The organism is Methanolobus sp., assembly GCF_016278385.1.
In the GTDB taxonomy this organism is placed as follows: Archaea; Halobacteriota; Methanosarcinia; order Methanosarcinales; family Methanosarcinaceae; genus Methanolobus.
The window spans coordinates 91525-111238 of sequence record NZ_JADQBY010000008.1; the positions used below are offsets into that span (position 1 = coordinate 91525).

Genomic DNA, 19714 nt, shown 5'->3' on the forward strand with positions numbered 1-19714 from the left:
GCATTCAGTCAACACCAAGTATACTTGCCAGTTCCAGTCCCTCACTCCCAAGTTCCGAAAGCTGGTCAAAAGCTTCTTCTTTTGTGATATATTTCTCAGTACGTGTTCCATCGGATGCTTCTATTTTGATGGTTATTTCGTTTTTGACATATCCCTTCTCAAGTGATTCTCTGACAATATCTCCATATTGCTCAGCGATTAGCTTGAGGCAGTCAAATATCTCATTATTACGTACTGCGTCTTTTCCGTCAAGCGAAATGTGTGTAAGTGTCTGGGATTTGATGAACATTTCCATGTATTTCCTGACATCTTCCACAAGACCTGTAATGTTGTCCACAGTTAGTGATTCAAGCAGTTTTTCATCGGAAGTGATCTCAAAGTCGTTGTGATATATCTGATATGTATCATTGTCAGAAACAACCTTGAATTTCTGTTCTCCCTTTTTGTTCTCAAAACTGACATCAATATGTTTATTACCATCATAATTCATGGATGTGATTACGTATTCGGACACATTTATTATTTTGACCTTGTTCTCTTTGGAGAATATACCCGCTTTTGTCCATGTAGGTAGTGCCAGTTCTCCATAAACTTCCCTGATGGAAAGTATCTCATGGGCGTAGACAAGGTCGCATGTGTATTCCATACCTGCAAAGGATGCTTTGAGTTCTCCTTTCAGAGACAGGTCTTTCATAGAAACGTAATATGCTTTTCTTGCACCATAAATGCTGGATTCAAAAAGTGGGTTAAGGTTATTCAGCAGATCCATCTCGATTTTGTAAATACCACTTTCAGACTGGCGTTTGATCTGCTCCAGTCTCAGAGTAATATCCTTAATACCACGATTGGCAGTTTCGGTGCAGGCATCTATAACAGCGTTGCGACATTCAAGTATTTCTTTATCTTCCGCACCCTTTGAGCGATCGTCAACATAGTTCTGTATGTCCTTGCTGAAGCTATCGATCTCTTCTAATCTTGCTTCCAGGGAAGATATCTCTTCAGATTCTTCCTCGCTAAGTTCAATTGCAGAATTTTCAAGAGGAAGGACCTTCTTTGCCATTTCTATGAAATTATTAAGGTCCTGAATAAAATCTCTTTGTAACGGTAATTCTGTAGAGTCCTGAAATGTATATTTCATCCTAATCCCCGTTGTTATTTTTCTAGTAGTATATTCTTACGGACCGAATATATAAATTCCTGCTTATAGGGGTGCAGGCAAATCTTAGATTACACTCCTTACAACATCAAGTATAAGGTTCATGTACTTTGCAGCCCCATTCTTCAGGTCCATTGGGTGAAGTTCCCCAGATGCAAAAACCGCTTCAAGTTGCTCATATCCCTTACATACAAGGTTGCCGCCAAATTTATCTGGTCTTTCAAAGACAATTTCCTCGTATCTTGGGCATATGTGGTACTTGAACAGTTCCATTACTGGATTATCATTAATTTCTCCTGCAGGACAGAATGCCTTCTTCATTTTCTTATTGATGTCAGCTTCGGTGTCATCAACTGATATGAAGTTGTTATTTGACGACGACATCTTTTCACCATCAAGTCCCAGGAGAATTGGCGTATGGATGCATAGTGGCGCTTTAAATCCAAGTGATGGAAGTCCTTCCCTTCCAAGCATGTGTATTTTTCTCTGGTCTATTCCACCAACTGCTATATCAACACCAAGCATTGCTATGTCCACTGCCTGCATAATGGGGTAGACCATCTGTGAGACGGATGGATCTTCCATCTTCCTTCCTACCTCATCCATACTCCTTGTTGCCCTGTTCAGGGTTGTGATACGTGTTAGCTTGAGTACGTTGAGGATGTACTCCTGACCGAGCTGGTAATCTGAGCCATATACGAAGTTAGTGTTCTCCTCGTCAAGTCCTAGGGCAATGAAGCATCTTTTATTATAATCTGCAACCTCGCGGACCTCTTCAAGTGTTCCTTTTTTGTTGAGGTAGGCATGAACATCTGCAAGAAGCACCGTAATCTTAAAACCTGCATTCTGAAGGTCAAGGAGCTTATTGACCGTAAGGACGTGTCCCATATGGATCTTACCACTTGGCTCATATCCTACATAGGCTGTAGGGTGTTCTTTTGTTTCCAGAAGCTTCTTCAGTTCGTCCTCTGTTACTATTTCCTGCACATTTCTTTTTATAAGCTCAAGTTTATCCATAGGTTCACCTTATAAATCGTGGTTTGTATAAACACATCCCTCTTTAAATGCTTTTTCTTGTGTTATTCGCTCAGTTCTTATGCAAGGATTTTTTTCAAATATGCTTCTCCCTCTTCTGAACTAAACAAAGGGATGTAGCGGTCAGCAAATACCTTTGTTCTGGTACTTGTTGTTTTGACATTGAGGTACGGGTTAAAACCTTCAATATCGTTCTCTTTTTTGTGGAACATTATCCCGCGTCTTTGCCACATGGGAACTTTTGAGATATTAATGCCTCTGTCAAAAAGAAGCTCATGCATATCAGAAGACTTCTTATTTTTAAGGAAAGCAGTTGCCTTCTTCTCATCCATACCTTCAGATAAAAGAGTGTAATATGCGTATGAGTTGATGCAGTTACGCCATGCTTCATCCTGTCTCCAGATGAGGTATTCGCGAACATCTTCCTCATGCACAGGTATAATCCTGGAATCAAAGGATATCGGTTCACTAGGGTTCAGGGCTGTCGTAAAAGCACTGCTGATATATGAAGGGACAATTGAGTCAATTTTTTCAATTCTGCTTTCAAAGGCATTATCCCTGAAAAAAAAGCTTATCTCGTCGGAGAAAGTATATGCAAAAACAGGACTCAATCCGCTTTTTGTAAAAAAGGTTTCTATTGCTTCTACAATAGCGGATGTGAACTTTTCGTCATAAGGTTTTTCAAATCCCATGCGTGACAGTGCATTTTTAAAATTCCTGCCATCAATGCGCACGATCACAGGCGGTATACAACGCAGATCTGAATAGATCTCTCGCCTCTTCATGGGTCAGTCTTCTTCTATCTCTTTCTTAAGTTTCTTGAACTTGTTCACTACATTCCTGATAAGTACAATGTCACCTGAAGTAACAACCCATCTGTAAGGAATTATAACTCCTCTTGAAGTTACGTCAAAAAGATCCTTATTGATGTCGGAAACTGCTAATCCTCTGACTACTCTCTCGTCAACGTCCAATACAAGGTCAGCAACTTTTCCTACGTATGTTCCTGTATCAGTATAGATGTTTAATCCAAAAAGTGAAGTTATGTCTGCACGCATGATATCCCTTTCTTCTTTTATTTTACTTATATATGAATATTTGTATGTAATCCGGCATTTTCAAATGTAAATGCCGGTATTTTAAGTTTCCTTCAGGTGCTAATCTTTGCAATTCCTTCTCTGACTTTGTTAGCAGATCTTTGCAGAGCTTCCATTTCCTGGCTGCTAAGTTCAAGCTCGATTATCTTTTCAACACCGTCTTTTCCAAATACTACAGGTACACCAAGGCATATATCGTGTAGTCCGTACTCGCCGTTAAGGAATACTGAAGCAGTGATTATTCTCTTTGTGTCATTGAGTATTGCTTCGATCATTGCCACAATTGCAGCAGAAGGTGCGTAGAATGCACTGCCGTTTTTCATATATCCCACGATTTCCGCACCTGCATTAATGGTCCTGTTTACTACTCTTTCAATGGATTCTTCGTCCATCAGTTTGCTTAAAGGAATTCCTGCTACTGATGAGTGATCAGGAAGAGGGACCATTGAGTCGCCATGACCTCCAAGTACCATTGCACGTACATCTTTTACGGAACAATTAATCTCTCTTGCAATAAATGATGCAAAGCGACTAGAATCGAGCAGTCCGCCCATGCCAAAAACTTTGTTCCTGTCAAACTGCGTGCTTCGAAGAGCAGAATATGTGATTATGTCAAGAGGATTGGTCACAGTCATGATTATAGCATCTGGTGCATATCTTTCAATTTCCGCAAACACTTGTAGTGTGATCTTGATATTTGTAGCAAGCAGATCGTCCCGGTCTATCCCAGGCTTGCGTGCGATTCCTGCAGTTACAACCACAATATCCGAGTCTATGATGTCTGCGTAATTATTCGTCCCGAGTACATTAATATCATATCCCATCAGTGGTGCTGCATGGAGTAAGTCCAATGCTTTTCCCTGTGGAAGACCTTCAACTATATCCACCATTACAACATCTGCAATATTAAGTTCTGCAAGCCTCTGGACTGTGGTGGCACCGACATGACCTGCTCCTATCACTGCAACTTTTTTCATATTTATCTCCTGAAGGTGATTTATATATAATATATTGTGTTATTGGTGAAGAGGTTAAATCCAACATTATATATTAAACCTTATTTTATTTAGCACTTGTAGATAGGCCATATAGTTATCAATACCATAATCATTACTAAATATTAGGGAAAATTATGCTTACAAGTACATACATTCACATGCCACGGATTGGCGCAACCGTGGAAAAAAGAATATGGTCAAATGGTATCAGGACATGGGATGAGTTCATGGATAGAAGGGATGAGATTCTAATATCTCCTTCCAAAAAGGATATGCTTATGACTGGCATCAGGGAGTCCATTGAAAGACTTGAGTCCCACGATTTTGAATTTTTTGCCAAATCTCTTCCAAAAGCGGAACATTGGCGTGCTTTCAATGAGTTCTCAGGCAAAGTTGCCTATGTTGATATAGAAACTACAGGTCTTTCTCCAGGTAGTTCGTATATCACTGTTGTAGGGATATATGACGGGAATAATGCCAGAACATTTGTAAAGGGTATAGATCTTGATGATATAGTCGATGTTTTTCCAAAATATGATTTCCTTGTTTCTTTTAACGGTGCAAGGTTCGATCTTCCCTTCATTAAACGTGAATTCCCTCAAATAGAATTCAACCAATTGCATGCAGACCTTATGTATCCTCTGCGCCGCATCTCGCTTTCAGGCGGCCTGAAAAAGATAGAATGTGAATTGGGTATTTCAAGAGCAGAGGAAACTGTTGGTATTAGTGGCTTTGACGCGGTGCGTCTATGGCACCAGTATGAGCGCGGGGACGACGATGCACTTGATCTCTTGCTTAAATACAACCGGGAGGACATAGTGAACCTCAAAACGATAATTGACATGACCCTCCCCAGATTCATCGAAAATAAATTCTCCGAATGTATCTGATATGAAATTTGACCTGAAAACCCTTCCTGCACTTCCTGGTGTGTATCTAATGAAAGATAGCTCCGGGGATGTCATATATGTGGGTAAGGCAAAGTCTCTGGACAAAAGGGTGCGTCAGTATTTCCAGTCGAAGAAAAATCTCTCTCCCAAGACAATTACACTGGTAAAACACATTGATGATATAGAGTATATTATAACGGATTCTGAAATAGATGCACTTGTATTTGAAGCAAATCTCATAAAGAAATACAAGCCGCGTTACAATGTCCGTTTAAAGGACGATAAACGATATCCTTACGTGAAGGTAACAGTTAGTTCCGCATACCCGCGTATATTTCTTACCCGCAGGAGACTCATGGACGGAGCTCTCTATTTTGGTCCTTATACTAATGTAAAGGCTATCCGTACTACACTTGATCTAATCTCCAGGGTTTACATGCTCCGACAGTGCAAAAAAAGAATCGAACCGGGAAAATCTCGTCCATGTCTTAATTATCATATCAAACGTTGTGTAGCTCCATGCAGGGAAGGACTCGATAAGGAGGAATATCGCAGGAGGGTAATGGAAGCTGTTCGCTTCCTGAAAGGTGATACTTCGGGTCTTTTGAAAGAGCTTGAAAAAAAGATGGAATCTATGGCAAAAGTACAGGATTATGAATCTGCTGCAGAAGTAAGGGACCAGATAGAATCTGTAAAATATCTTTCAGAGCAGCAGATCGCGACTTCCGGTACGGATGATCGCGATATACTGGCTGCAGTTGCTGATGAGAAGTCAATCTATATCCAGGTTTTTTATGTGCGTCACGGCAGCATGGTTGGCAAGGCTGACTTCACACTTCTGGGGGCCGAAGCTTCGGAAAGTATTGAGGAATCCATGGCGCAGTTTGTAAAACAGTACTACCAGGATTCACCTATTCCACCGGAGATCCTGGTCCAGTATGATCTTCCTGAAAATGAACTCATTGTCAGATGGCTTTGCCAGCGTTCCGGCAGGGATGTGCATGTGCATGTACCACTTCGGGGTGAAAAGAAAAAGCTCATCGAGATGGCTGCAAGGAATGCTGAAATGGCCCGAAGGCTGGCACAGCTAAAACCGTCACCATCTGAATCAGCTATGGAGGCACTTGAGGATCTGCAAAAAGTATTATCACTGAAATCTCCTCCTATGCATATTGAAGGCTTTGATATTTCCAATATATCAGGTACCAATGCAGTGGGTTCCATGGTATATTTTGAGAATGGCAGACCTGAAAATAACAAGTACAGACAGCATAATATAAAAACTGTAAAGGGGATCGATGATTTTGCCATGATGGCAGAGGTTGTAGGCAGACGTTATTCCCGATTGCTCAAAAATAATGAGGATTTGCCTGATCTGATTCTGATAGATGGGGGGCCGGGACAGGTTGGTGCTGCAAAATCCTCTCTCGATGCTCTGTGTCTTGATATACCGCTTATCGGTCTTGCAAAAAGGTTCGAGCATATAATTACGACTAAAAAGGGCCCGGATGAAGTTATTATTCTTCCTCATTCATCTCCTGCTTTAAAGCTCCTGATGCATATACGTGATGAAGCTCACAGGTTTGCAGTGACTTCTCACAGACGCAGGAGGTCTGCCAGTCTCACACATTCGGAGCTTGACTCAATACCTGGTGTTGGTTCTTTCAGGAAACGTCTTTTGCTTGAGAATTTTGAATCAATCGAGAAAATAAGATCATCTTCAGTTGAAGAGCTTTCTGCTCTTGATGGTATAAGCCAGAAGCTTGCAAAAAGAATACTTGAGCATCTGATCAAATAAAATCATCTTATTAAGGAAGTTGCGGCAAAAATAAATACTGTGCTGTGAATATACTCTACTATCTTGATTTTATTCAAATGGTAAAGTGTGATTAAATGGGTAAAGAACTGGATTTTTATGGGAATGTCCACCTTCCTGATATAAGGATGCTTCATGATATGGACGAAGTACTGCATGATCAGGCATGGCTACTTTTACAGGATAATATTGAGCTTTATTACATGTATCGTGATCTTTCAAAAAATGGATCCGACTACAATAAAATAGTCGAAAACAGGCTCAGATATGATATTACTATCATTCCTCCTGCAATGCTTGGTGATGAGTATGTAAAGACAGCGGGTCATTATCATCCTCCTGTGCCAGGTCAGGATGTATCATATGCTGAACTCTATCAGGTACTTGAAGGGGAGGCTATCTACCTCTTGCAGAAGGCGGAAGGTGACAAAATTATCGATGTAATCGTGTTTGAGGCAAAGGCTGGAGATCTTGCACTGGTTCCACCGGGTTATGGACATATAACAATCAATGCTTCGGAAGTACCACTTAAAATGGCTAACTGGGTATGCCGTGATTTTTCATCTCTGTATGAGCCTATCAAGAAACTCTTTGGTGGAGCATACTACATGCTAACAGATGGTTTTGTAAAGAACCCTGATTATTTGGAAGTGCCGGAAATAAGGTTTATAAAACCGATGGATTATCCAGAATACGGTCTCTTCTGCGGAAAGGACATGTATGAGATGGTAAGCGAGCTCCGCAAACTTGATTTCCTTTTGAACCCCCAGGTTCACCAGGATATATTCAAAAAGATGATATTTTCTTAGTTCCGTTATTTTTATATGCGAAACTATAAATGTCTAGCCGTTACTACTTTCTAGCAGTTACAAAACGTTAGAGGTATATCTTTGCAAGGAAATCAGCGCATTCAGTTTACATCGTCGAAAATAGAGGACCTGATGTTCAGGACAACCTTCAATCCTAAAACAATGGAAGGAGATGTAATTGTAAATCTCTCACTTATTGACAAGAAGGATTATGATGATGTTTTCAAGATCTTCAGAATGGCCATAAATAGTGGACTTTCCGTCAGTCCTCTGCTTAAGATCCTTCGCGAGGGGGATATGATTGGTGAGCGGAAGATCGGTAGAGATGAAATTGGATTTGCAACGGTATGCAGTATCACTATCGACGGCCTTCTTCTAAAAGCAGGTGTGATGGTAAAACCACGATTTGGTGGTCTTGTAGAAATACGTGATGGTGAACCTTTACGCTTTACAAATGTTCTAACATATCAGAGTACTACCATAGATCCTCTTGAGGTTCTGATGTCCCAGGAACTCACGTCCGTGATGGGTATGTTGAAAACGGGCTCTGGTAAGATACTTGCTAATCTTCGTGAAGCACCTATGGTTGCAAGGGATGTAATAGACAGTACTCTTTCTGATATGGTGGATGCCGGAATAAATGGAATTCTTGAGGTGGGTGAGCCGAATACAAGAATACTGGACGTACCGGTAGAGCGCGATCACCTTGGTATCGTTGTCATAGGTGGTACCAATCCTATGGCTATAGTCCAGGAACATGGTATTCCAATAAGGACCAATGCAATGTCATCACTTATTGATATTAAAGAACTGACTCACATCAACGATCTTGTTTGATGTGTTTCATGCTTTCATTAGCTGTGCAGCGATAGTAGTATTCAGTTTCTGGATAAACTCTTCTTTTTTACCGAAAGGAACTGTAGCACCCGCTGCAATATCATGTCCTCCGCCTGCACCTCCAAGTTCCTGACATACGATACTCATGGCTTCTGCCAGGTTGAGTCCCCGGTTGACAAGTTCCTGTGTTCCTCTGGCAGATACTTTGTAGCCGTCATCCTTGTCTGCAAATGCTATGATTGGTAATTTACGATTACCTGCAGATGAATGACTCATTCCTGCAACAATACCTACGATGGTTTCCGGGATCACACTGCCAGCATCAAAGTACTGAAGATATGAAAGTTCGGTTATCCCATTGTCTCTGACGAAATTCAGTCCATCAACAAGGTTTTTGCGATGAGTGTTCAGCAGGTCCTGTGCTTGCGTGTAGGCTTCATCGCGATCTCCCATACATACCTGCATGCCAACTTCTGCTCTCATATATCGGCCGGTGGCATTAAGGAGTGTGGAATATTCTGTTGCATCCCTCATTTCCGTGCCTTCCTGTTCGGAAAGAAGTATGTATCCTTCAGAAACCAGTCTTCCTATATTGTAGGACGACATACCGCTCTGCATGGAATGTTGCAGGAGTGATGATGTGACTTTCATTTTCTCCTCTTCAGAAAGGTCTATCCATCGTCTCCATTTTTCGTCATTTGAGAACTGAAGGCCAACCCTTGCAAGAAAATCAATGCATGCATCTTCATTGCCTGTAAGTCCTGGGATAAAAGGGTCGGATGAGAACTGCAACATCTTGTAAACAGGTCTTGTCTGTTTTCCAAAGAGTGAAATGTCCTTCCTAGGGAGTATAACTTCAGGATTTGCTTCAAGTATCATCCTGTTAAGACTCACAAGTTGTCCATACTTTCGGTATTGCATATCTCCTACACACCCTACAATTGCAAGATCAGCAAGATCCCTGTTATCTCCAAGCTGGGTTGCGAGTATAAATGTTGTTCCTGAGCCACTGATCTCGTAAGACCCATTTGCTCCGAAAAGATGTGGGTTCAGGTGGAACTTTGTTTCTCCCTGGGGTCGGTGATGGTCTGAGACAATGGCATGCACTCCATAATTGCTGATATGCTCCAGTTGTCCGCTCCCAAGGTCGGTGAATATCGTAAGTTCCGGGTTTATATCTGCAAGTTGCTCTACAATTGTTTCATCGAGTTGCTTCACAAACATCATGTTATATCCAATACCCACTCTTTCCAGGGCTTTGGAAATAATGGCACCGGATGTTATCCCATCAGCATCGATGTGAGATACCAGTTGTATTTCATCATACTTCCTTATCTCTTCAACACATTCTCTTGCACGTTCGGCCATCATGGCCATGGTTTCAGACATTATAAAAACCTCTTATTCTATCAACCTGAGTCTTTTCCATCCTTTTGTGTCTATCAGGTACTTATTTCCTTCTCGTTCTATTCTCGGGTATTCCTGTATTTCTTCCACAGTTATTTTTGGAGTACCTTCTTCATTGTATTTTCTGCAAAGCTCTGTCCAGGGGATCATATAGGCTTCTCTTGCCCTTCCTACTCCCATTTTGAGTTCTACTGCAAGGAATCCCGTTCTCCCTGATCTTAACAGGAAACTGGATATTCTTTCTATCTGGTGGACTCCATTCTTATCTGTTGTGAAGTGCTGTGTAAAATATATTGCTTTTGCACCTTTATCTACGGATATGCTCTTGCATTCAATGCCCATGTAGTAGTCAGGATCAAGGGAATCAACGAGCACATCCAGAAACTGGGAAGTGAATCTATGCTGCTTAAGTCGATAGGCAATTCCCTTAAAGTTGTTCTGTTCGAAGAATGCATTAAATGACTGGACGAGTACCCTTTCAAATTCTGTCATAGCTTGATCACGTTTTCAGAATTATATTATTTTGAGGTTATATTAAGTATTGCTTTTAGTTTCTTTCCTGTATATTCGATAGATTCATGTACCTGTTAACTCAATTAGAAACGATGAATAAGAAAAATATGGAAATTATATCTTCAGTAGGTTCTGTAGTATTGTTGATTGTTCTTTTTGCTGTCGCACATCAGATGAGGAATTCAATGTCACAGGAATACGGATTTGTCGGTGCACTTGTGGCATTCATAGTTGTGATCTCAGTTGTTGGTCTGAAGTTAAATGAAATGCAGTGAGGTTTAGTGATCGATGTCTGTTTTCAGTAGTGATTTCAGCCTTTAAACTTCAGGAAATGCGGACGTAATCGATATTATTCGCCAGGTTTGTGAGCTGGTCTTCTCACGTAGTCTTAGTGATGATATATGTACTGGTAAATGTTCTTGGTTCAACCGCAGCGATAACCGCGATTGAGCTTAATCGGGTTTGCTTGGAACATCAAAGATGCACTTAAAATCTGGCTCTGGAAGATATTACTTATTTTCATAATGGAAGATGGCATGGTGGCAATGGCTATTCTCATATACACGCTTCATTTATAGGGCAAAGTGAATCTTTTCTTCTGATAAAGATTCTACTTGGCGCCTGGCAGCAGATTGTTCTGATGGGCCTAGATGATCGTCCGCAATCAAGAAAAATCATTGTTCTGATCTGCGGTGAATAAAGAATAGAAAAGAATAATAGGAAAAGTTCCCGGCTATTGCCGGTAACTGTTTTATCCCTGTTTAACAAGGAACTTGACAAAGTCTGGACTGAGTCTTGTCTCTCTGATCATCTTGTCTTCGACTTCATCTTCGGAGAGTCCGTCCTGCTTGTACTGTGCAATACGGTCGTAAACACTCTGTGAAACCTCGGAGTATTCATTGATATCCTTTCTGTGTCCCCATACATCTCCTTCGAGGAGCTCTATTCCCTGCATCTCAAGGTACATCTTTGCAGAGTTTGAGATTGTCCTCTTGTATGAGCTTGGTATGTGGAGTGCTTTTACATTAGGGCATTTCATAATAAGGGAAAAGATATCTGTGTTTGATGGTCTGAATGCAAGGTGTATAATCTCTTCATTTGGGCCAAGTGTGTTGATCTCTTCTTTTGAACTTACTACTCTTATTTTCATGTTTTAACATTCCTTGATATTTGTGTGTTTTTATTAACTTTTAGGAGGACTATCTTGAGATTTTTTCTCTCTAAAAATTAGTGTATATACAAACTTTTATTTAAAGGTTACTAACGTAATATTATATCAATCAAATTAATTAGTTCATTAGTGTAATTAGTTATTTTTTTATAAATGTCTATTTTTGAATAAAACGCACGCAATTGATTCATTGACTGTTTCTTTCTTATGTCTGTTAAGCACTTTTTTACTATGATTCTTTTATTTATTTCATAGGAATAAAAAAATAAAACATTTGTATTTTACAGTATATACTTTAAATTTCAAGTTGCCCGTAAAAAAGTTTATTTTTATAAAAACATACAATATTTGGTGTATTTCTCACAACAACCACACTTTGTATCTATTTTGGTATCATTTAAAATATAGCGTATATATCATAATTACATTTATATTGCGGGTGATTTATTTTAAATAGATATATATATCAACTCTATTCAAGATACTTAGTTTTATTAAAATGTAAACGCTTATATAAGCACCTCTCCAATTTAAGAAGCGTGTTGCCAAAAAGGATAAAGAATGATGTCAAAGCAGTTTACCTTCTATTTGGTATAGTAATGACCTATTTTTCTATATATATGCCTGATTATATGGATGTGGTAGGTGTAAGTGGAACTCGGATTAGTTCCACAGTATCCTTTGGAGCATTAAATGGAATGTTATTTGGTCCTTTTTGGGGGTCTATTGTTTCACTAACAGGTTTCATGTTGCATAAGTTCACAAGTGGGAGTTATGCTTCAATGACTTCTTTTTCGGTCTTTTCGGTCTTGTTCATTGCCCTGAGTTCAATTGTTGCAGGTCTTGTCGTTAACAGGGAGCACAAAGCAGTTAGGTATATATTTAGTACACTTATTGCTGCATGGTATCTGCTTGATGTGGGAAGGGCGGTATATTATTATCCATGGTATCATTTGCTCGTGCTGGGTATTTTTATATTTTTTGAGAAAACAATCCTTATAAAGTCTGTCACTTCAAAAGCATATGTTTTTGCCTCATTGTTTATAGCGTCTCTTATGGGTGTTCTCTCCGATCACATGGCAGGCAGTATTACATATTACTTGCTCTATGGTCTTCCTGCAGATATGTACAGGTCTGTAGTCTTTATTTATCCCGTGGAACGAACTATACTGGCATTCTTTCCGGCATTTCTGGTATACGTGCTCGTAGTCATTTTCAAGGATATACTACTCTCCTCAGGTACGATTGAAAAAGACATAGAGGATATGAAATCCAAAGATCTGGAGGAATATCTCCAGAACGATGTCTTAAAAATAATAAAAGAAGATGACTGAAAAATGTAATTTACTGCATGGTTTTAATTTTGTCTTTAATTGCGATTATACTTTTAGAGAATAGGTGTTCAGGTTCTGTATGTACAAGTATCTCATTCTTTCCCTTGGTTGCAATTTCACACATACATGGTATCGTTGCAAGGACGGGTGCACCATATCTTTTTCTTTCGATCAGATCAAGATGATTTCCATGGTACATATTGTCTATTACCGCACATTTTTTATCAAGAAGTGAATAAACGCCTTTTATAAGCTGTTCCGTACAATTGGTGCAGGCGTTTGTATCATTATGGACTATAATTACCATATCCGATGCCGCCACTGCATTTATGGATTCATATTCAACACCTGGACTAGTATCAAATATGACTACATCCATATTATTTTGTTCCAGTTCTCTTTTCCCGGCCATCAATGCTTTAAGTGCACCAGCCTGCCAGTTCCTGTCTTTGCTGACAAGGTCTCTGATCTCTCCTATATCAGGATTTGCGAAGCTCAGGTAAAGGTGACCACTCGTATCCATCTTTTTTTTAATATCAGTCAGAGTATCCTTTATGCTGCATCTTCCTGAAATGAAATCATTTATCCAGAAACGGGTTTCTGGCTTGAACATGCTACAAAGAGATGGTCCTCTCAGGTCCAGATCTATCAGGCATGTATTTTTTCCTTCAGCTGCAAAAGCAACTGCCAGGTTCATGGCAATGCTGGTTTTTCCTGTTCCACCTTTTGAGGAGTGTATTGCTAATGTATGGGTCATATTTCTGTCATCTGGTTTTGTTTAATTGTTCTGGAACTGTTCTGATTTGCTTAATAAAGCATTTATGTAATACAATATTATTATCTCTTCCTCAAACTTTGGTTAATACGGAAATAAACCTTCCTTCCTTCTCTGTACTTTTTAACGTGATTCATCCTGACAAGCTGATTGAGGTAGTTACTTTCTACTGCTCTTTCTTTATTTGTGACATTTGATATCTCGTCTGCTGTTGCAGGGCCGATTTCAAATAAAGTGGTTGCTGTTTTTCTCAAATGGTCCGGAAGGGATAATAATGTAATCACATCGAGAGAATCAGCTACATTTCTAATTTTTTCACTGACCTGCTCTTCTCTGCATTCTGCCTGTACAACGAGCCTATCGAGTTTAGAATTTATTTCTTTTAAATTATATACAATTTCTTTAAGCAACTCTGAATCCAATATTTTGTCTCCTGCATTAATCATCAGAATATTCATTATTACTATCATTATTATACATTATTGCTATATAATCATCCGCCATCTTTACTAATAAAACTTTCTAATTCAGTTCTTCTGTATGTTCTTTGTCATATATACATTTTCCAGTTCATAACCTGCCTTGCGGTAGTACTGGCGAACGCCAATTCCACTTATTATTGCAACTTTTCGATATCCTGCATCATATGCAAGTTCCTCTGCATACGATATTAGTTCCTTTCCATAACCTCTGTGCTGCCAGTCGTTCTTTCCTGCATCTTTTCCAACAGCCACAGTAGAGCCGAATATATGAAGTTCTCTGACAAGAGCTGCGTTGTGCAGTTCCTCACGATGGGGACTATAAGGGTATCTAAGTCTGAGAAAACCTATCAATATATCATTTTCAACATCCTCAAAGGCAATAAAATTCTCTTTTCCTCCACAGCAATCGTAGGATTCCACTGTTAGTTGTATATTTTCTATATCAGGTTCATTTCCTTTCAGCATGTTATGTCCGACTTCACGGCATCTTATGCAACGGCACTTGCCACCATGTTGTTCAAGATGTTCATGTGCAAGTTGGCGTAGGTTGCTTTTCCTTACACCTGCAAGTATCTGCGGGGATGGTATGTCTCTCTGGATACGCTGTAGTCTGACCCATTTTGGTATAAAGGATTTGATTGTGGACAGGAGCTGTGTTGCTTCTCTGTCTCCCATAGCCTCGTACTTTCCCTGTTTCCACATCTCATGTAATTCAGTACCTTCTGTAACAAGAGTTGGATATATTTTCAGGTAGTCCGGTTTGAATTCCTTATTTTCAAAAAGTCTTTTGAAATTCCTTTCGTCCATTTCTACGTCAGTTCCGGGAAGTCCTGGCATCATGTGGAATCCTACTTTAAGGGCACTATCTCTAAGTATGCGGTTCGCTTCAATGCTGTCTGCAACGCTATGGCCCCGTTTCATTCTTTCCAGGACAAAATCATAAGTACTCTGGACTCCGATCTCTACCTTTGTTGCTCCAAGCTCCAGCATCTTGTCGATGTGAATTTGTTTTGTCCAGTCAGGACGTGTTTCAAAGGTAATGCCGGTATTCCTTACATCCGATGTTTCATTTGCCTTCTGAACGTCTTCAATTGTGTAATATGGAACTGCTTTTCCAATGGGATTTGCCTGCTGTCTCCAGGAATCTCCATAGAAATCATTCATAGCTTCAAGACAGCGTTTTGTATACCATTCCTGATAATCAATGGACCTTGCGGAAAAAGTGCCTCCCATTATGATAAGTTCGGCTTTTTTAATTTCATGTCCGATCTGTTTCAATTGGGTCAGCCTGTTTTTTACTATTCTGTAGGGGTCGTATTCAAATTGTATGGCCCGCATGGTGGAAGGTTCCCTTCCCATGTAGCTTTGTGGTGAATGGAATTCTGAGTTAGGTCCTCCGGGGCATGGTGTGCATATTCCGTGAGGGCATGGTGCAGGTGATGTCATTGCTGCTATCACAGCTACTCCAGATATGGTGCGGACAGGTTTGCGCTGAAGTATGGCACGGACCTTTTCCTGCTCTTCATCGTTACCTGATACTATAATGTCTGCATTTTTAGGAAGGGTCGAAAGATGAAACCTTTTTGAAACCTTTTTCTTAGTTTCATTCAGTTGTTTTTCATCAGTTATCTTGCCTTCAAGGACCATGTCCATTATTATCCGGCAGGCTACTTCAAAATCATTTATGTTATTATCAGTCATCCAAACCATCATTTTATGTGGTAAATATCGCAGTATCTGCGTCTATTGGCAGAATTCAGCAACAAGGGCTTCAAGCTGTATCCTGTCGTTTGCACTTTCAGTCAAGTAGAAATCTGTATCTGCTATTTTTGTGACCCACCTGGCAATGATATTATCCGGTTCATTGTAATTAACTACCATTTTATGAAGCTGAAGCAGTATTTCCTGTCCTGATAATCCTTCTTCCAGAATAAGTGCATCAATATACTTCCTGGCTTCGAGTATGTTCTTCAAAATAATGGAATCAAATAGTTTTGCTACGTTCTCTGATTGCTCCTCCAGTGTTGCATCGTATATCTGTTGTGTGCCGATATTATCAATGTCGGATTGTATGGATGCTATCTGAAGTGTGTTCAATGCTCTTGCAATGTTGCCTCTTGCATGGTATACAAGTGCATCGATGCCATCGCTGGTAACAGTTAGTTCTTCGGCTTCGATTACTTGTAAAATGAACTTTGTGAGCTTATCATCTGAAACATGGGTGAAGAATAGTTGTAGTCCCCTTGACCTTAGAGGTGCTATCAGTTTTGAAGGCTGGGTAGTTGAGAGAATGAAACGGCATGTTGTCGTATACTTCTCCATTATCCTTCTCAGAGCATTCTGAGAGTCAGAACTGAGTGATTCGGCATTATCTATGAATATTATCTTGTAATCTGCATCCATGGGTGCCATACTTGCATATTCGTTGATGACTTCTTTGAAGATGTTGATTACACTTTTAGTGATTTTCTTTGGGTCATCAGTTCCCAGAATGCGCAGAAATCTCTTATCACGCACGAGGTAACTTTTTCCCTGTTCAAAGAAATCCGATGCATTGAAGTATGCCAGATTACGCTCATAACCTTCTCCATATAACTCATAGGCAAGTGCAAAAGCCGTGCTTGACTTGCCTGAGTTTTCCGGGCCGTGGAATACAAGATGCGGAAGGTTGTTGGACCTGGCCAGTTTAATTATCATGTCCAGTGATTCTTCATTGCCGACAATATTTTCAAACGTCGATGGCCGATATTTTACAGTCCACAGGTCCTTCATGTATTCACCTTTCTCTTTTATTCAGCATCAACGGCAACCTTTGCTGCAAGTATTTCATGTATCACTTTGCCGTACACTGGTCGTGCAATAATTATGCCTATCAGAACTCCTACGATAGTCGTTATTGCAAATCCTTTCAGGGTGCCGAATCCCATGATGACCATAGGTGACATTGCGATAATGGTTGTTGCTGCTGCTGCAAATATTATTCCGAATGCTTTTGTTATCCTTGAAAGATATACTTTCCTTGGTGGAAGCTTGCCTTCGTACAGCACTTCATCAGTGATGATAACAAGGTGATCAATACCTGTTCCTATGGCTGCAATGATACCTGCAATACTTGCAAGGTCAAGCTGCCAACCGATGGCTGCTGCAAAACCAAGTATCATTATAACTTCACTGATAGAGGTTCCTACCATAGGTACAAGTATAGATGGCTTGTTGTATTTCCTGTAAACCACAAAGGCAACAGCGAACAGTGCCAAAAGACCTGCAATGACTGCCTGTAACTTGAACTGCTGGCCAAGGGTTGCATCTACATGTCCTGAACCCATGAGTTCTACATTCACAGGCAATGCACCTGCACGCAGGTGTATCTGCAATTCTTCAGCTTTTGTCTTGCTATCCTCATCAGGGCCGGTGGATGCCTGCCATGAGTATATCGGTGCATTTTCGAGTCTGGAAGCTGCTGAGTAGCTAAGTGGCGCACTGTAAACTTCATTCTCATCAAGGTACATAACAAGGTTATGTGAAAGTGGATCTTTTGTTGCACCAGTTTCCATGGCAACTTTCTGAAGTGCAATTGCACCAGCATCTGTGAGGGTGAATGGAACGTACCACTGACCATCATCTTCCTGATATCCTACAATGCTGACCGATTCAATCTTGTCACCATAAAGAGCATGCTCTGACTCGTTGCCCTGGGTTATTATCCTAATTTCAAATTTCCCTGGTTTTTCAGCAATGTTCTTGGCAGTTGCAAGATCAATTCCTGCAAAATCAATGAGTATATATTCATCACCGACTGTTTTTACAGGTATGTCCTTAAGACCCAGAGAATTAAGCTTATCGCTAAGTATCTCCTTGGTCATTTCCGTTGTTTCTGCTGTTACTCCCTCTTTGTAGAGTACCTCACCACTGCTGTCAGTAAGGATAGAACCACCGACTGCTCCCATAAGCTCTTCGAGTTCTTCCTGTGATACAGCAGTTCTTATCTCGTACTCTACACCATTGGAAATAAGTGTAGGAAGGACTTCTGCTTTTAGTGAATCGACAAGATATGTGCTGATAAGTGTTTCCTTTGAAGTGTGGAGTATAACTTCGGTCACATTGTTGTTTCGGAAGATAGTTGTCTGGCCCACGCCAAGCTGGTCCATCTGGTTATTGGTAAGTAATGAATCTGATGTGAATGTTACCGTTATGTCATCGGTTCCTTCATCGACGGACAATATCTCAATATTCTCTGCAATGTTAATATTAACTATTTCCTTTACCAGAAGACCAATATCCCCATCAAGTTGTGCAACAGCACCTTGAAGTTTCAGTTGCAGCCAGGAGCCACCTTCAAGGTCCAGTCCGTAGTTAAGGTTGGTTGTAAATCCTTCTTCAGAGGAATACCATGGCTGTATGAAGACTATAGAACCAAGTATTGCCAGGATGAAAATAATTACTCTGACGTCCTTGAAGAGGTTTTGTTGTTCGTCGTCTTTCATGCTTTACGTCTCCTTGTGCCCACGTTTGTAACATGCCATCTGAGTATGGATGTATTAAGCATCCAGGTGTTCATCATATCGGCAGCCAGTCCGAATATCAGGACGATTGATATGTTTGAAAGAAGGGTGATCTGTGAAAGCGATGAACTCAGTAGGTATGAGTAAGTTGATACAAGGTACATTACAACCAGTGCCGCAAGGGTAGTGGTTGTCATGGTTACTCCTGTATACATTGCGTTGGTAATATTCTCCTGTGGAGTTCCACGTCTTTTGAGTACTCTTGTAGTAAGTAATATGTCACTGTCAACTGAATAGCCTATTAGCATTAACAGGGCGGCAACAGTTCCCAGAGATAGTTCGATCCCGACTATGTTCATGAACGCTGCTGCAATAATAATGTCTGATAAAGCTGACAATACAACCGCAATTGAGGGTACGAAAGTCCTGAATATCATAAACACTACAAGGGCCATTCCCAAGAATGATATAATAACTGCTTTAACAGCCTGTTTCTGAAGGCTTTCTCCGTATACAGGTCCAATCTGGTTTATTTCCACACTTTCGTATGATTCTATTACATCACTTACCAGTTGTTGTTGCAGTTCATCATTCATTGGTCCGAATTGTATTATAACTCGTGCTCCGGCCTGTCTGACGTCAGATATTGGATAATCTGCATACTTTTGTTCAATGGCTGACAAACTGTCTTCAGTTGCCACAGAGACCATTGTCCCGCCTTTAAATTCCATTCCTAGCTTTACAGGTGCACCGCTACTGGCAAATGTGAATGCAAGTATCAACAATGATATTACTAAAATCACAAGCGGTATTACTGCAAGCTGACGATCGTTATGTTTTCTAACAAAAGAATCTAAACGTTCAGTCAAACCGACTTCCATGTTTGTATACT

21 protein-coding genes are annotated in these 19714 nt (G+C 40.3%); 7 read left to right on the forward strand and 14 right to left on the reverse strand.

Annotation, left to right across the window (positions count from 1 at the left end; translation table 11 throughout):
• Window positions 1–4: 4 nt before the first annotated feature.
• The 5 genes from QZZ23_RS04065 to mdh form a co-directional block, all read right to left on the reverse strand.
• A complete protein-coding gene (locus tag QZZ23_RS04065; RefSeq protein ID WP_292467051.1) occupies window positions 5–1138 on the reverse strand; it encodes a hypothetical protein in 1134 nt (377 codons plus the stop codon).
• Window positions 1139–1222: 84 nt separating this feature from the next.
• A complete protein-coding gene (locus tag QZZ23_RS04070) occupies window positions 1223–2173 on the reverse strand; it encodes a tyrosine--tRNA ligase (RefSeq protein ID WP_292467053.1) in 951 nt (316 codons plus the stop codon).
• Between the two features lie 77 nt (window positions 2174–2250).
• The gene (locus QZZ23_RS04075; RefSeq protein WP_292467054.1) at window positions 2251–2976 is read right to left on the reverse strand and encodes a tRNA(His) guanylyltransferase Thg1 family protein; all 726 of its coding nucleotides are present in this window, start codon (window positions 2974–2976) and stop codon (window positions 2251–2253) included.
• A 3-nt stretch (window positions 2977–2979) separates the two neighbouring features.
• Complete coding sequence (locus QZZ23_RS04080; protein WP_292467056.1) at window positions 2980–3249, reverse strand: PRC-barrel domain-containing protein; 270 nt, start codon at window positions 3247–3249, stop codon at window positions 2980–2982.
• A 92-nt stretch (window positions 3250–3341) separates the two neighbouring features.
• Entirely contained in the window at window positions 3342–4265 is a 924-nt protein-coding gene (gene mdh, locus QZZ23_RS04085; protein ID WP_292467058.1) for a malate dehydrogenase, read from the reverse strand.
• Window positions 4266–4420: 155 nt separating this feature from the next.
• Here mdh and QZZ23_RS04090 point away from each other — a divergent pair, with 155 nt between their 5' ends.
• The 4 genes from QZZ23_RS04090 to QZZ23_RS04105 all read left to right on the forward strand — a co-directional run bounded on the left by QZZ23_RS04090 (window position 4421) and on the right by QZZ23_RS04105 (window position 8638).
• Entirely contained in the window at window positions 4421–5176 is a 756-nt protein-coding gene (locus tag QZZ23_RS04090; protein ID WP_292467060.1) for a ribonuclease H-like domain-containing protein, read from the forward strand.
• 1 nt (window position 5177) lies between these two features.
• Window positions 5178–6974: an excinuclease ABC subunit UvrC gene (gene uvrC, locus QZZ23_RS04095; protein WP_292467062.1), complete on the forward strand. Its 1797-nt coding sequence runs from the start codon at window positions 5178–5180 to the stop codon at window positions 6972–6974.
• A 95-nt stretch (window positions 6975–7069) separates the two neighbouring features.
• Complete coding sequence (locus tag QZZ23_RS04100) at window positions 7070–7801, forward strand: glucose-6-phosphate isomerase family protein (protein ID WP_292467064.1); 732 nt, start codon at window positions 7070–7072, stop codon at window positions 7799–7801.
• A gap of 81 nt (window positions 7802–7882) precedes the next feature.
• Window positions 7883–8638: a DUF128 domain-containing protein gene (locus QZZ23_RS04105; RefSeq protein ID WP_292467066.1), complete on the forward strand. Its 756-nt coding sequence runs from the start codon at window positions 7883–7885 to the stop codon at window positions 8636–8638.
• 6 nt (window positions 8639–8644) lie between these two features.
• Here QZZ23_RS04105 and QZZ23_RS04110 read toward each other — a convergent pair whose 3' ends face one another.
• Both QZZ23_RS04110 and QZZ23_RS04115 read right to left on the reverse strand, forming a co-directional pair.
• Window positions 8645–10027, reverse strand: a complete 1383-nt coding sequence (locus QZZ23_RS04110) for a DHH family phosphoesterase (protein WP_292467068.1) — start codon at window positions 10025–10027, stop codon at window positions 8645–8647.
• Between the two features lie 12 nt (window positions 10028–10039).
• The gene (locus QZZ23_RS04115) at window positions 10040–10537 is read right to left on the reverse strand and encodes a hypothetical protein (RefSeq protein WP_292467070.1); all 498 of its coding nucleotides are present in this window, start codon (window positions 10535–10537) and stop codon (window positions 10040–10042) included.
• 113 nt (window positions 10538–10650) lie between these two features.
• On the opposite strand from QZZ23_RS04115, the gene QZZ23_RS04120 reads away from it, so the two are divergent.
• A complete protein-coding gene (locus tag QZZ23_RS04120) occupies window positions 10651–10833 on the forward strand; it encodes a hypothetical protein (RefSeq protein ID WP_292467071.1) in 183 nt (60 codons plus the stop codon).
• Between the two features lie 233 nt (window positions 10834–11066).
• Window positions 11067–11258 (forward strand): YjbQ family protein, encoded by a 192-nt coding sequence (locus QZZ23_RS14670; RefSeq protein ID WP_366931315.1) that lies wholly within the window; start codon window positions 11067–11069, stop codon window positions 11256–11258.
• Between the two features lie 51 nt (window positions 11259–11309).
• Here the strand turns inward: QZZ23_RS14670 and QZZ23_RS04125 are convergent, their stop codons facing one another.
• Window positions 11310–11708 carry a DUF1699 family protein gene (locus QZZ23_RS04125; RefSeq protein ID WP_292467073.1) on the reverse strand — a complete coding sequence of 133 codons (399 nt, stop codon included), beginning with the start codon at window positions 11706–11708 and terminating at the stop codon, window positions 11310–11312.
• Window positions 11709–12271: 563 nt separating this feature from the next.
• Here QZZ23_RS04125 and QZZ23_RS04130 point away from each other — a divergent pair.
• Window positions 12272–13063 carry a hypothetical protein gene (locus QZZ23_RS04130; protein WP_292467075.1) on the forward strand — a complete coding sequence of 264 codons (792 nt, stop codon included), beginning with the start codon at window positions 12272–12274 and terminating at the stop codon, window positions 13061–13063.
• Between the two features lie 10 nt (window positions 13064–13073).
• On the opposite strand, the gene QZZ23_RS04135 is transcribed toward QZZ23_RS04130, so the two are convergent.
• The 6 genes from QZZ23_RS04135 to QZZ23_RS04160 all read right to left on the reverse strand — a co-directional run bounded on the left by QZZ23_RS04135 (window position 13074) and on the right by QZZ23_RS04160 (window position 19703).
• Window positions 13074–13820 carry a MinD/ParA family protein gene (locus tag QZZ23_RS04135; protein ID WP_292467077.1) on the reverse strand — a complete coding sequence of 249 codons (747 nt, stop codon included), beginning with the start codon at window positions 13818–13820 and terminating at the stop codon, window positions 13074–13076.
• Window positions 13821–13900: 80 nt separating this feature from the next.
• Window positions 13901–14308: a helix-turn-helix domain-containing protein gene (locus tag QZZ23_RS04140; protein WP_292467079.1), complete on the reverse strand. Its 408-nt coding sequence runs from the start codon at window positions 14306–14308 to the stop codon at window positions 13901–13903.
• 57 nt (window positions 14309–14365) lie between these two features.
• Window positions 14366–16021 (reverse strand): tRNA uridine(34) 5-carboxymethylaminomethyl modification radical SAM/GNAT enzyme Elp3, encoded by a 1656-nt coding sequence (locus QZZ23_RS04145; RefSeq protein WP_292467081.1) that lies wholly within the window; start codon window positions 16019–16021, stop codon window positions 14366–14368.
• 42 nt (window positions 16022–16063) lie between these two features.
• Window positions 16064–17092 carry an AAA family ATPase gene (locus QZZ23_RS04150; protein ID WP_292467083.1) on the reverse strand — a complete coding sequence of 343 codons (1029 nt, stop codon included), beginning with the start codon at window positions 17090–17092 and terminating at the stop codon, window positions 16064–16066.
• A gap of 17 nt (window positions 17093–17109) precedes the next feature.
• Entirely contained in the window at window positions 17110–18804 is a 1695-nt protein-coding gene (locus tag QZZ23_RS04155) for a preprotein translocase subunit SecD (RefSeq protein ID WP_292467084.1), read from the reverse strand.
• Window positions 18801–19703 carry a protein translocase subunit SecF gene (locus QZZ23_RS04160; RefSeq protein WP_292467085.1) on the reverse strand — a complete coding sequence of 301 codons (903 nt, stop codon included), beginning with the start codon at window positions 19701–19703 and terminating at the stop codon, window positions 18801–18803. Before QZZ23_RS04160 ends, QZZ23_RS04155 begins: the two co-directional genes overlap by 4 nt.
• Window positions 19704–19714: the final 11 nt, after the last annotated feature.